The organism is Saccharothrix sp. NBAS 001 (assembly GCF_056640475.1).
Genome location: NZ_CM153251.1, coordinates 188,679 through 200,686 on the forward strand (window position 1 = coordinate 188,679; position 12,008 = coordinate 200,686).

The window sequence follows — 12,008 nt, forward strand, 5'->3', positions numbered from 1 at the left end:
GCACGGGGTGCCGGCCCGCCCCGGGAGGTATGGTGACGCAGGTCACGATCGAGGGTGTCGAGAACGTCCGCGCGGCTCCGTCCCAGGGGTAAAAGCGCCAAGATGGGCGCGACCGCAGACCGAGGAGTCCGACATGGCGAAGTTCCTGCTGCTGATGAACTACGGCGGCGTCACGAACTGCGACACCCCGATCGACCAGTGGGCTCCCGAGGACCTCAAGGCCCACATCGAGTTCCAGCACGCCTTGGGCGAGGAGCTGAAGGGCAACGGCGAACTGGTCGACGCCCAGGGCCTGGCCGGTCCCGAACTGGCCAAGTACGTCGTCTTCACGGGCACCGGCGCGCCGGTCGTGACCGACGGCCCGTTCGCCGAGTCCAAGGAACTCCTGGCCGGCTACTGGATGGTCGACACCACGCTGGAGCGCGCGCTGGAGATCGCCGCCCGGGCGTCCGCCGCACCCGGGCCGGGCGGCGTGCCGATCGGCCAGCGGATCGAGGTCCGCGAGCTGATGAGCGCGCCGGCCGTGTCGGACCTGTGACCGCACCCGTCGAGGACCTGCTGCGCGACCTCGCGCCGCAGGTCCTCGGGGTGCTGGCGCGCCGGTCCGGCGATTTCGCGTCGGCCGAGGACGCGGTGCAGGAGGCGCTGCTCGCGGCGGCCGTGCACTGGCCCGAGGACGGCGTGCCGGACAACCCGCGCGGCTGGCTGATCCAGGTCGCCACCCGCAAGCTCACCGACCAGCTGCGCAGCGAGGTGGCCCGACGTCGGCGCGAGGACGCCGCCGCGGTCGAACCGAGGCCCGGCGAGGTGTCCGAACAGGACGACACGCTGATCGTGCTGTTCCTGTGCTGCCACCCGGCGCTCACGCCCGCCTCGGCGATCGCGCTGACGCTGCGCGCGGTCGGCGGCCTCACCACCGCCGAGATCGCGAACGCCTTCCTGGTGCCGGAGGCCACGATGGCGCAGCGGATCAGCCGCGCCAAGCAGACCGTGAAGAAGGCCGGGTCGACGTTCGCCCCGCCCGGCCCGGACGAGTGGGTCGACCGCCTGCGCTCCGTGCTGCACGTGCTGTACCTGATCTTCAACGAGGGCTACACCGTCAGCGTCGGCGGCGAGCTGCACCGCACCGAGCTGTCCGGCGAGGCGATCCGGCTGACCCGCGCCGTGCACGCGCTGCTGCCCGAGGACGGCGAGGTCGCCGGCCTGCTCGCGCTGATGCTGCTCACCGACGCCCGCCGCCCCGCCCGCACCGGCCCCGAGGGCGACCTGGTCCCGCTGGAACGGCAGGACCGGTCGTTGTGGGACAAGGGTTTGATCACCGAGGGCGTCGACCTGATCATGGCGGCCACCGCGCGCGGCGCGATCGGCGAGTACCAGCTCCAGGCGTCCATCGCGGCCATCCACGACGACGCGCTGCGCGCCGAGGACACCGACTGGCCGCAGATCCTGGCCATGTACCGGCTGCTGGAACGCATGACGGACAACCCCGTGGTGTCGCTCAACCGGGCCGTCGCCGCCGCCATGGTGCACGGCCCGGAGACCGGCCTGGCGCAGGTAGCCGAGCTGGAGCCGAGGCTGCCCGGCCACTACCGGCTGGCCGCCGTGCGCGCCCACCTGCACGAGAAGGCGGGCGACCCGGTCAAGGCGGTCGAGCACTACCGCGCCGCCGCCGCGCGCACCACCAGCACGCCGGAACGGCACTACCTGCTCGCCCAAGCCGCTCGGCTCGCGCACTGACCCGCCACAGTCACGATTCGCGACCAACGGTGACCTGATCGGCCCGGCGCTGCTGCGGGAGCGGGTCGGTGGCGAGGTGGTCGGTGCAGGCTTCCTGATGACCCCGTCGCCGACCGTGACCTGCGCGCACGTCGCCACGTCCGACGCCACCGCCGGCCGACGCGGTCCCGGTGGCGTTCCCCGCGGTGCCCGCGCGGCAGCCGCTCGGTCCGGATGGCACCGGCGACCTCGCCGTGCTGCGGCTGCGCCCGCCGGAGGCCGCGCGGCCCGCTGCTCGCGCCCGGCGACGACGTCTGGGGTCACCTGGTCCGGGTGTCCGGCCTCCCTGCCGGGGGCCGAGGACGGCCGCCGGCTGTCCGGCGCGTTGCGCGGCCGGCAGGGCACCGGTCGGCTCCAGGTCGAACTCGACGGCCCGGTCCACTCCGGGTTCAGCGGCGCGCCGGTGTGGGACGAGACCGGCGGCGTGGTCGGGATGCTGGTCGCCCGCACCGGCGACCGCACCGCGTTCCCGGTGCCCGTCGACGACCTGGGGCGTCGGGTCCGTGCTGCCCAACCCGTTTCGCGGTCTGGAGGCGTTCGGCGAGGCCGACGAACCGTTCTCCTTCGGCCGTGACCACGACGTCGCCCGGCTGCGAGCGCACCTGGCCGACCGGGAGCTGGTACTGGTGGTGGGCCTGTCCGAGAGCGGCAAGTCATCCCTGGTCCGCGCGGGCCTGCTGCCCGGCCCGGCCTGACGGCACCGGCGGCTACGCCAGGCGCCGAGCGCACGTGTCCGAAGTGGACGGTCAGCGGGCGCTGGAGACGCCGGTTCATCCGCTGACGCTCGGACGCCGGCACGGTCGCCGACTCGTTCCGGCGGAGGCATGCCGGAGCGGTCGGGAGACGTGGAGGGCAGCCGGATCCACCCCGGCTCGGGGCGTTCGGGGAGTTGTGCCGGGTGGCCGACCGGGAGTTCACCGAGGGAGGAGCGGACGCGGATGCCGGTGGCCGGCGTGCCGGCTCCGTGGCCGTGCGGCCGGTAGGATGGGCTGGGGGTGGTTGCCGTGACGGAGCGGAAACCCGCTGGTCTGAGCTTCGAGTCGTGGATCGATCGGCAGATCCGGGAGGCGCAGGACCGGGGCGAGTTCGACAACCTGCCGGGAGCCGGCAAGCCGTTGGCGGGGTTGTCCGGGGCGCACGACGAACTGTGGTGGGTCAAGGAGAAGATCCGGCGCGAGGAGGGGACCGCCCTGCCGCCCACCCTCCAGCTCCGCAAGGACGCGGCGACGGCGCGGGAGGCGGCCGGCCGGGCGTCCTCGGAGGCGGAGGTGCGGCGGATCCTCGGCGAGATCAACGCACGCATCTCCGACGCCATCCGCAAGCCGATGTCCGGGCCACCGTTGAACCTGATGCCGTTCGACGTGGAGCACGTGGTCGCGCAGTGGCGAGCCCAGCGGCAAGCGGACGGGCGCACTGCCGGGTGAGCCTCCGGCCGACTGCCGCCGGGCTCGGCCGGCCGTCGCCGGGAGGGACGCACGAATCCACCCGACGACGGCGACGAGCCCGGCCGTCAATCCATCGGCCGGAGACCGCTTCTCATCCTCCGCAGCGACACGTCAGCGTGCACCTCAGCCGTGTTGCGCGGCCGAGTTCTCCTTGAGGGTGCGGAGGAAGCCGGTGAAGCCCGTGGCGGTGAAGGCGAGCACCGGACCGTCTGGGTTCTTCGAATCACGGACGAGCAGGGTGGCGGGGGAGTGCGCGAGTTCCACGCAGTCGCCGCCGTTTCCGCCGCTGTGGCTCGACTTGCGCCACTCGATGGGGACCTGGGGCATGAGCCTGTGCCTCCTTGCCGGGGGTTACAGTTCGCCCGCCACTGTAGCCAGCAGGGCGGAACTCTTGGCGGGTGACAGCGCCGCCGCGGCCAGGTGGCGGAAGACCAGGTCGTACTGGGCGACGTGGGACGGGTCTTCGACGGAACTCGCGGTCGTCAGGTTCTCCAGGTAGACGATCGGCCGTTGGTTGTCGGCGAACCGCAGCATGGCGAACGGGTAGTTGGTCGCGGCGTGCGCTCCGGCGCCGAACGGGACCACCTGGAGCGTGACGTTCCCGAGGCCCGCGAGCTTGCGCAGGTGTTGCAGTTGGGCCTTCATCACGTCGGGCCCGCCGACCACCGTGCGGATCGCGGCTTCGTGCAGCACGAGGTGCAGCCGTTGCCCACCCCGCACCAAGAGCGCCTGCCTGGCCTGCCGCGCCTCCACCAGCCGATCGACCTCGTCCTCTTGGTGGTGGGCCGGGTTCGCGTCGATCAGCGCCCGGGTGTAGTCGGAAGTCTGGAGTTGCCCCGGGACCAGTTCGGCGTGGTAGCGGAGGACCTCCGTGGCGATCTGCTCCAGGTTGAAGAACCTCCGGAAGAAATCGGGCAGTGCCGTGCCGTACGGGGTGCGCGGGCGGCGCTTGCGCGCTTCCCGCGCCAGCTCCTCGATCGGCTTGCGGGCCTGCCTGGTCGCGCCGTAGAAGTCCAGCAGCACCTTCAACTCCGCGCTGCGGATCGCCACGTCGCCGACCTCGATCCGGCGGATCTTGGCGGGCGAGCACTCCAGCACCTCGGCCGCGTTGTCCTGCGTCCTGCCCACGCTCTCGCGCAGGGACGTGAGCGCCATACCCAACTGTCGCTTGTAGACCGTCGGGCTCGCGCCGCTGCCGGCCATGACCACCTCAGCTTTCCTCGTCTTCCGCGGTGCTGATCAGTCTGCCGCAGATGCCCGGAATCGGGGTTCACACGATGGTGTACTGCCCAACCTGCACTTGCAGGCTTTAGTTTTTCCCTGCCCGTTCAGGCCAGGGGAGGAACCGAGATGACCCGCGCTTTCCGCTGGATGCCGCACGCCGGCCGCCGCCACGCCGTCCGCCGCGAACTCGCGACCGGCGAGTCCGCCGCGACCCTGTGCGGCCTGCCGCTGACCGTCCCGCCCGCCCAGCCCTACGTGCACTGGTGCTGGCCGACCTGCCCGGACTGCGACGCGGCGTGGCGGGCGCACGAGGGCATATCGGCCTTTCCCCGGCAGCGTCCGGCGCACGCCCCGGTGTTCGCGCCATGAGCGCGGAGCACGGCCCGCCGACCTTCGCCGAGTTCGTCGTCCGGGCCTACACCGACGGCGCGACGATCCGCGCGCTGGCCGACGCCTCCGGCCGGTCCTACGGCACGGTCCGCAGCGCGCTGGTCGCCGGCGGCGTCCGGCTGCGCAAGCGCGGCCACCGCCCGGCCACCACGATGATGGCGGTGGCGGACGCGCGGGCCCGGCGCGAAGAGCTGTCCGCCGAACTGCTGCGCGCCCGACTGGCTTCGGGGCTGACGGGCGCGGCGGCGGGGCGGCGGGCGGGCATCAGCCAGTCCAAGGTGTCCAAGGTGGAGACCGGTCGACTGCTGCCCAAGGTCGTGGACGTCCAGCGGCTGGCCGACGTCTACGGCGCGTCGCCCGAGGTGCGGCGCAGGCTGCTCTCGTTGGCGGACAAGGTGTCGCGCGACGCCGAGCACCGCCGGGCGGTGCTGCACCGGGGCGTCGCGCGCCGCCAGGTCGTGATCGCCCGCACGGAGGCCGGGGCGTCGACCGTGCGGGCGTACGCGACCAGCGCCGTGCCGCGCCGGCTGCTGGGCGAGCCGACGCCCGGCCGCCGGGTGGTCGCGGTGCTGTCCGAGGGCGCGCTGCGGGCCGCGCCGGACCACTGGGAGCACCTGGGGGCGTTGAGCCTGCGGCCCGACGTGGAGATCGGCGTGATCCCCTGGTACACCCCGATCACCTTGCCGGACGCGGGTTTCGTCGTGCTGGACGAGACCATGGTGGTGTTCGACCTGCTGTCCGGCAACGTGGTCATCACCGACCAGGACGACGTGCGCGGCCACCTCAAGACCTTCCGGCGGCTGCACGACGCGGCGGTCTTCGGTGACGCGTTCCGCCGCGTGCTGGCGATCGTGCGCGCCGACTACCGGCGGCTGACCTGACCGGTGGGGTGGCGGTGGGCCGTTCGGGGGTCAGATCTGCTTGGCCATGAACATCCCGGTCGAAGTCGGGTCCGAGGCGAGGGCGCGGCGACGGCCGGTGGGGGTGAACCCGAGCCGTGTGTAGAGGGCGATGGCGGCGGCGTTCGTCTCGGTCACCGCGAACTCCATCACCGTCGCCCCGCGCGCCCGGCCCCACTCGACGATCGCGTCGACCAGGCGCTCGCCCAACGCCCTGCCGCGCACGGCCGGCGCGACCCACATGCCGGTGGCGTCCAGCACTCCGTCGCCGCGCAGCGAGCAGCCCGCCATGCCGAGCCACGCGTCGTCCTGTTCGACCACGAACATCACCCGGTCGTCGGACACCGTCCACGGCGTCCAGTCCTGCGCCTGTTCCACCTCCCTGGGCCAGAAGTAGGCGTGCGGCGCGTCGTCCAGGGCTTGCAGGCGCAGCGCGCGCAGGCGGTCCGCTTCGCCTTTCCGAACCGGTCGTACGTCCATTGGCGCACTATGCCAGGAGCCCCTGAACCGGAACTGTGAACGAGGGCGTAATGCTCGCTGTGCAGTCACCCCTCGGAGGTGCGCGTTGACCGACGTCGACTACCTGGTGATCGGTGCGGGACCGGCCGGTCTGCAACTCGGCTACTTCCTGCGGCGGGCCGGGCGGAGCCACCGGATCCTGGAGGCCGGGTCCGAACCCGGCACGTTCTTCCGGACCTTTCCCCGGCACCGCAAGCTCATCTCGATCAACAAGCCGCACACCGGCTCCACCGACCCGGAGCTGAACCTGCGGATGGACTGGAACTCCCTGCTCTCCGACGACCCCGACCTGCTGTTCACCAAGTACAGCGCCCGGTACTTCCCGGCCGCCGACGACCTGGTGCGCTACCTGGCGGACTTCGCGGAGAAGACCGGCCTGGAGGTCCACTACGACTCGCGCGTGGTCGAGGTGCGCCGCAACGGGCACTTCGAGGTGCGCGACGAGCAGGGCCGGGTGCACACGGCGCACCGGCTCGTCGTCGCCACCGGACCGTCCAAGCCCCACCTGCCGCCGATCCCCGGCATCGAGACCGCCGAGCACTACGGCACGGTCAGCACCGACCCGGCGGACTTCACCGACCAGCGGGTGCTGATCATCGGCAAGGGCAACTCGGCGTTCGAGACCGCGGACAACCTGGTCGAGACCGCGGCGGTGATCCACGTGGCCGGGCCGCGCTCGGTCCGGATGTCCTGGCAGACGCACTTCGTCGGCCACCTGCGCGCGGTGAACAACAACTTCCTCGACACCTACCAGCTCAAGTCGCAGAACGCGGTGCTGGACGGCAACGTCCTGGACATCCGCCGCGACGGCGAGGGCTACCTGGTCACGGTCGGCTTCGCGCGGGCCGACGAGGTCACCAAGGACATCCGCTACGACCGGGTGATCGTGGCGACCGGGTTCCGCTTCGACCCGTCGTACTTCGGGCCGGAGTGCTCGCCGGAGCTGGTGATCGACGACCGGTTCGCCGCGCTGACCCCGCAGTGGGAGTCGGTGAACGTGCCGGACCTGTACGTCGCGGGCACGCTCATGCAGGTCCGCGATTTCAAGAAGTCCACCAGCGGTTTCATCCACGGGTTCCGGTACAGCGTCCGGGCCCTGCACCACGTCCTCGAACGCAAGTACCACGGCGTCGAGTGGCCGCACACCGAGGTCGCGCTCGACGGCCTGGCGGACGCGATCGTGGCCCGGGTGAACCGGACTTCCGCGCTGTGGCAGCAGTTCGGGCACCTCGGCGACGTCGCGGTGGTCGACGGCGACCGGGTCCGGTACCACGAGGAGCTGCCGGTGGCCTACGTGCCGGAGTTCGCCGACGAGTGCTACGTGATCACCCTGGAGTACGGGCCGGACCACGACAAGGTCGACCCGTTCGACATCTCCGTGCGCCGGGTCGCGCAGAACGCGCCCGAGCAGGCGTTGGACGCGGCCTACCTGCACCCCGTCGTCCGGCACGTGCGGGGCGGCGAGGTCCTCGCCGAGCACCACCTGGCCGAGAACCTGGAGAACGAGTGGACCGGCGAGCGGACGCACCGCGCGCCGCTGCGCGCGTTCCTGGCCGCGCAACCGGTTCGATGAGCATCGCGGAGCTGCGCGAGGAGGCTCGCCGGCGGCTGCCGCGCGAGGTCTTCGACTTCTTCGACGGCGGGGCGGACGACGAGCACACCGTGCGGGCCAACGAGTCCGCCTACGCCAGGATCGGTCTGGTGCCCCGGGTGCTGCGCGGCGGCGGCACCCGGAGCCTGGCCACCCGGCTGCTGGACGCGGACCTGGCGTTCCCGCTGGTGCTCTCGCCCACCGCGTTCCACCGGCTGGCCCACCCCGACGGCGAGGTGGCGACGGCTCGGGCGGCGGTGACGGCGGGGACCGTGATGATGTGCAGCATCGTCGCGACCACGCCGATCGAGGACATCACGGCGACCGGCGCGCAGGTGTGGTTCCAGCTCGACATCCAACCGGACCGGGCGTTCACCGAGTTCCAGGTGGCACGTGCGGAGAAGGCGGGCTGCCGGGCGTTCGTCGTCACCGTGGACACGGCGGTGTTCGGCAACCGGGAACGCGACCGGCGCAACGGGTTCACCGACCTGCCGGAGGGCTTGCGCTGCGAGAACATGGTCGACGCGGACGGCGTGCCGCGGCGGGTCGAGTTCGGTGCCGGGCTGGACTGGTCGGACATCGACTGGTTGCGCGAACGCACGCGGTTGCCGTTGCTGCTCAAGGGGATCGTGCACCCGGACGACGCCCGGCTGGCGGTCGACCACGGCGCGTCCGCCGTGGTGGTGTCCAACCACGGCGGCCGGCAGCTGGACACCGTGCCGGCCACCGCCGACCTGCTCCCGGCGGTGGCGCGGGCGGTCGGCGGCCGGGTCCCGGTGCTGGTGGACGGCGGTGTCCGGCGGGGCACCGACATCCTCAAGGCGTGCGCGCTGGGCGCGACGGCGGTCGGCATCGGCAGACCCGTCCTGTGGGGTCTGGCGGCCGGCGGGCAGGCCGGGGTGGAGCTGGTGCTGGACCGGTTGCGCGAGGAGCTGGACCGGGCGCTGGCGCTGTGCGGGCTGGCCGGCCCGCGCGAGGCGACCGGGGACGTGGTCCGGTGGTGATCCTCGCGGTGCTCGTGGTGCTGGGCAGTCTCCCCTACTGGCTGCCCCGGACCGTGGTCGCCGCGCGGACCCGGATCTTCGCCCGGATCAACGGGGACGAGGGCATCGCGGTGCCCGGCGAGCTGGTCGGCGTGGCCGATTTCCGGCGCGTCTACGAGGATCCGGCGGCGGACGGCCGCAGTCGCGGCGCGGTGCTGTCGGACCTGTTCTGGTACTGGCTCGCGCCGGGGCCCCAGGTGCACCAGGAACACCTCGAACCGGGGCCGCGCTACCAGGACGTCGCCCGCGCCACCCGGCGCGTGCTGGCCTCGACCACGGCCGACGCCGAGCGGCTGGCGGCGGAGTGCGCGAACCGGGTGCTGGCCGAGCGGTCCGGCGGGCTGGTCCGGCTGCGCGACCTGATGATGCCGATCTGGGCGGAGTTCAACTACGAGCTGGTGTTCGGCGAGCGGTGCCCGAGGCACGCGCGGGACCTGATCGTGGGCAACGCGAACGACGTCGTGTCCTCCATCAAGTGCACCGGCCTGCGGCACATGGACCGGCGGGAGCGGCTGACCGCGTACCTGCGGGAGAACCTGCACCGGGTGGTGCACCCGCTGCCCGAGCTGCTCACCGACGAGGAGCGGGCCTGGTACCTCCAGGGCACGTTCTTCAACACCGCCGTGGTCCAGTCGGCCGAAGCGATGTCGCACCTGGTCCTGGTGCTGGCCGAGCAGCCCGCCGCGCGGCAGCGGATCGCGGCCGGTGACGACGCGCTGCTGGGCGAGGTGATGGACGAGGCGCTGCGGCGCTACCCGCTGTTCGGCATCGCGCACCGGATCACCTCGGCGGACATCGAGGTCGGCGGGCGCACGATCCCGAAGGACTCGGTGCTGTGCTTCAACTACCCGGCGTTCCACGAGTCGGGCGGGTTCATCCCGTTCGGCGTGCCGGGCAACCGGCCGTGCCCGGCGCGGGTCGTCGCGCCGATCACCATGCGGGCCGTGGCGCGGGCGGTGCTCACCCGGCACGCGGTGTGGTCGTCGTGCGCGCACACCCGGTCCCTGCCGAGTCGGGGGCCGTGCGTGCTGACCGCGCCGGACGCCCGCAGACCGGTGGCGCTGCTGGCTCTCGTGCGGGTCAGGGACCGCTGGGAGGACGTCTGGCGCGGGGTCGTGCAGCTGGTGCTGGGCACCTACATGGTGTGGGACGCGCGGCGCCAACGGCTGTGCCAGAGGTACTTCGCGGAGCGGGAGGAGGGACGGCCGTGGACGTAGCGGGCACCGCGGCGAGGTTCTTCCTGGCCGCGGCGGTCGTGCTGGTGGTGTGCCGGGTGGTCGGCTCGGCGGTGGGGCGGATCGGGCAGCCGCCGGTGGTCGGCGAGATGATCGCCGGTGTCCTCCTGGGACCGTCCGCGCTGGGGTTCGCGCTGCCCGGCGTGCAGGAGGCGCTGTTCCCGCCGAGCGTGCGGCCGATGCTGTACGTGGTCAGCCACATCGGGCTGGTGGCCTTCATGTTCGAGGTGGGCCACGAGTTCGCGGCGCGCCGCGCGGGCGGGCTGGGCCGGTCGGCGGTGGCCATCTCGGCGGCCGGGGTGACCGCGCCGCTGCTCGGCGGCGCGGGGTTGATCCTGTTGGTGCACGGCCAGGTCGACGTGCTCGTGCCGGACGTGCCGGTGTCCGTTTCGGCCCTGTTCGTCGGCGTTACGCTGGCCATCACAGCGTTCCCGATGCTCGCCCGGATCATCACCGAGCGCGGGCTGACGGACACCCGGCTCGGTTCGCTGGCGCTGGCCGGCGGTGCGCTGGACGACGGGGTGGCGTGGATCCTGCTGGCACTGGTGCTCGGACTGGCCACCGGCGAGCCCGGCGGTGTGCTGGTGACCGCCGGCGGCGCGGTGGTGTTCCTGCTCGTGCTCGGCACGGTCGGGCGGCGCGGCTTGGACTTCGCGCTGCGCCGGCCGGGCGCGTCGACCGAGCAGCTGGTGGCGGTGACGGCGGTGGTGCTGTTCGCCGCCGCGTGGTTCACCGACTCGATCGGGCTCTACTCGGTGTTCGGCGGGTTCTGCGTGGGATTCGTGTTCCCCCGGGGAGAGCCGTCCGATCGGGTGATCGCGGCGATCACGCCGGTGACGCGGGTGGTGTTCTTACCGCTGTTCTTCGCCTACTCGGGCCTCAACACGCGGTTCGGCCTGCTGTTCACGCCGTCGCTGCTCGCCCTCGCGGGGGCTTGCGCCGCGGTGGCCGTCGCGGGCAAGTTCGGTGCGTGTTGGCTTGCGGGACGGTTGGCGGGCGAAAGCGGTGCCGACGCGTTGCGGGTCGGGGTGCTGATGAACGCGCGCGGCCTCATGCAGTTGATCGCGCTCAACGTGGGGCTGTCCGCCGGGATCGTGACCGAGGAGCTGTTCAGCGTCCTGGTGCTGGTCGCCGTCGTCACGACGGTGATGACCGCGCCGTGGCTCGGGTGGCTCGACCGGCGGTCGGCGGCACGGGCGGCGGCTCCGGTCGGCTGACCGGGGCGGTCGCCCGGACGCGGACCTCGTGGCCCGGGGCGACCAGGTGTTCCAGGCGGTGCCGCCACATGGTGGCCAGCCGGTCCGCCGGGTCGCCCCGGCTCGTGATCACGGTCAGCGCCTGCGACCCGATGACGGCGGCGGCGATGCCGTCGGCCTCCTCGCGGGTGTCCAGGCCGGGCCGCACCTCACCGGTCGCCACGGCGTGCCCGAGCAGGTCTCGCACCATCACCACCAGGCTGACGAAGTGCACGCCGGCGAGCAGTTCGAACAGCTCGCTGGTGAACAGCAGCCGCACGCCGACCCGGGCGGTCCGGTCGGTCAAGGTCAGCGCGCCCATCCGGTGGGTCAGGTCGATCAACGTCTGCAGCGGTCCCGCGCCGGAGTCCTCGACCTCGGCGCGAACCTCGTGCCAGAGCTTGAAGTGCTCCTCCACGACGGCGACCGCGAGGGCCTGTTTGGACGGGAAGTGCCGGTACAGCGCGCCTTTCGTGACCGAGATGGCCCGGCAGACGGAGTCCAGGGAGGTGCCCTCGTACCCGTCGCGGTCGAACAGCTCGATGCTCGCGGCGACCAGTCCGGCTCTGGTGCGGGCACCCTGCGCCAGGTCGTTCAAGGAGTCCTCATCTCGACGGACCGAGCCTCTATGTCACATAGGGTACTTGTCCG

At 72.5% G+C, this 12,008-nt stretch carries 14 protein-coding genes; 10 read left to right on the forward strand and 4 right to left on the reverse strand.

The window, feature by feature from the left end; all coding sequences use genetic code 11:
* Nucleotides 1–133 precede the first annotated feature (133 nt).
* The 4 genes from AC0HI0_RS00910 to AC0HI0_RS00925 all read left to right on the forward strand — a co-directional run bounded on the left by AC0HI0_RS00910 (nucleotide 134) and on the right by AC0HI0_RS00925 (nucleotide 3,200).
* Entirely contained in the window at nucleotides 134–538 is a 405-nt protein-coding gene (locus AC0HI0_RS00910) for a YciI family protein (RefSeq protein ID WP_480930295.1), read from the forward strand.
* Nucleotides 535–1,737: an RNA polymerase sigma factor gene (locus AC0HI0_RS00915; protein ID WP_480930296.1), complete on the forward strand. Its 1,203-nt coding sequence runs from the start codon at nucleotides 535–537 to the stop codon at nucleotides 1,735–1,737. Before AC0HI0_RS00910 ends, AC0HI0_RS00915 begins: the two co-directional genes overlap by 4 nt.
* Nucleotides 1,738–2,279: 542 nt before the next feature.
* Nucleotides 2,280–2,471: an nSTAND1 domain-containing NTPase gene (locus AC0HI0_RS00920; protein ID WP_480930297.1), complete on the forward strand. Its 192-nt coding sequence runs from the start codon at nucleotides 2,280–2,282 to the stop codon at nucleotides 2,469–2,471.
* 309 nt (nucleotides 2,472–2,780) lie between these two features.
* Nucleotides 2,781–3,200, forward strand: a complete 420-nt coding sequence (locus AC0HI0_RS00925; protein WP_480930298.1) for a DnaJ family domain-containing protein — start codon at nucleotides 2,781–2,783, stop codon at nucleotides 3,198–3,200.
* Nucleotides 3,201–3,344: 144 nt separating this feature from the next.
* On the opposite strand, the gene AC0HI0_RS00930 is transcribed toward AC0HI0_RS00925, so the two are convergent.
* On the reverse strand, nucleotides 3,345–3,548 hold the full coding sequence (locus tag AC0HI0_RS00930) for a DUF397 domain-containing protein (protein WP_480930299.1): 204 nt from the start codon (nucleotides 3,546–3,548) through the stop codon (nucleotides 3,345–3,347).
* Nucleotides 3,549–3,572: 24 nt separating this feature from the next.
* On the reverse strand, nucleotides 3,573–4,424 hold the full coding sequence (locus AC0HI0_RS00935; protein ID WP_480930300.1) for a helix-turn-helix domain-containing protein: 852 nt from the start codon (nucleotides 4,422–4,424) through the stop codon (nucleotides 3,573–3,575).
* Between the two features lie 147 nt (nucleotides 4,425–4,571).
* On the opposite strand from AC0HI0_RS00935, the gene AC0HI0_RS00940 reads away from it, so the two are divergent.
* Together AC0HI0_RS00940 and AC0HI0_RS00945 are read left to right on the forward strand one after the other, a co-directional pair.
* Nucleotides 4,572–4,814: an HC3 family zinc finger protein gene (locus AC0HI0_RS00940; protein WP_480930301.1), complete on the forward strand. Its 243-nt coding sequence runs from the start codon at nucleotides 4,572–4,574 to the stop codon at nucleotides 4,812–4,814.
* Nucleotides 4,811–5,716, forward strand: a complete 906-nt coding sequence (locus AC0HI0_RS00945) for a Scr1 family TA system antitoxin-like transcriptional regulator (RefSeq protein WP_480930302.1) — start codon at nucleotides 4,811–4,813, stop codon at nucleotides 5,714–5,716. The genes AC0HI0_RS00940 and AC0HI0_RS00945 overlap by 4 nt, the downstream gene beginning before the upstream one ends.
* A 30-nt stretch (nucleotides 5,717–5,746) precedes the next feature.
* Here AC0HI0_RS00945 and AC0HI0_RS00950 read toward each other — a convergent pair whose 3' ends face one another.
* A complete protein-coding gene (locus AC0HI0_RS00950; protein ID WP_480930303.1) occupies nucleotides 5,747–6,214 on the reverse strand; it encodes an N-acetyltransferase family protein in 468 nt (155 codons plus the stop codon).
* An 85-nt stretch (nucleotides 6,215–6,299) separates the two neighbouring features.
* On the opposite strand from AC0HI0_RS00950, the gene AC0HI0_RS00955 reads away from it, so the two are divergent.
* The 4 genes from AC0HI0_RS00955 to AC0HI0_RS00970 are packed head-to-tail and all read left to right on the forward strand — an operon-like array spanning nucleotide 6,300 to nucleotide 11,339.
* Nucleotides 6,300–7,826: an NAD(P)-binding domain-containing protein gene (locus AC0HI0_RS00955; protein WP_480930304.1), complete on the forward strand. Its 1,527-nt coding sequence runs from the start codon at nucleotides 6,300–6,302 to the stop codon at nucleotides 7,824–7,826.
* A complete protein-coding gene (locus AC0HI0_RS00960) occupies nucleotides 7,823–8,848 on the forward strand; it encodes an alpha-hydroxy acid oxidase (RefSeq protein WP_480930305.1) in 1,026 nt (341 codons plus the stop codon). The genes AC0HI0_RS00955 and AC0HI0_RS00960 overlap by 4 nt, the downstream gene beginning before the upstream one ends.
* Nucleotides 8,842–10,104: a cytochrome P450 family protein gene (locus AC0HI0_RS00965; RefSeq protein WP_480930306.1), complete on the forward strand. Its 1,263-nt coding sequence runs from the start codon at nucleotides 8,842–8,844 to the stop codon at nucleotides 10,102–10,104. Before AC0HI0_RS00960 ends, AC0HI0_RS00965 begins: the two co-directional genes overlap by 7 nt.
* Complete coding sequence (locus AC0HI0_RS00970; protein ID WP_480930307.1) at nucleotides 10,095–11,339, forward strand: cation:proton antiporter; 1,245 nt, start codon at nucleotides 10,095–10,097, stop codon at nucleotides 11,337–11,339. The genes AC0HI0_RS00965 and AC0HI0_RS00970 overlap by 10 nt, the downstream gene beginning before the upstream one ends.
* Here AC0HI0_RS00970 and AC0HI0_RS00975 read toward each other — a convergent pair.
* Nucleotides 11,260–11,955: a TetR family transcriptional regulator gene (locus tag AC0HI0_RS00975; RefSeq protein ID WP_480930308.1), complete on the reverse strand. Its 696-nt coding sequence runs from the start codon at nucleotides 11,953–11,955 to the stop codon at nucleotides 11,260–11,262. The two genes, AC0HI0_RS00970 and AC0HI0_RS00975, sit on opposite strands and share 80 nt — an antisense overlap.
* Between the last annotated feature and the right edge of the window lie 53 nt (nucleotides 11,956–12,008).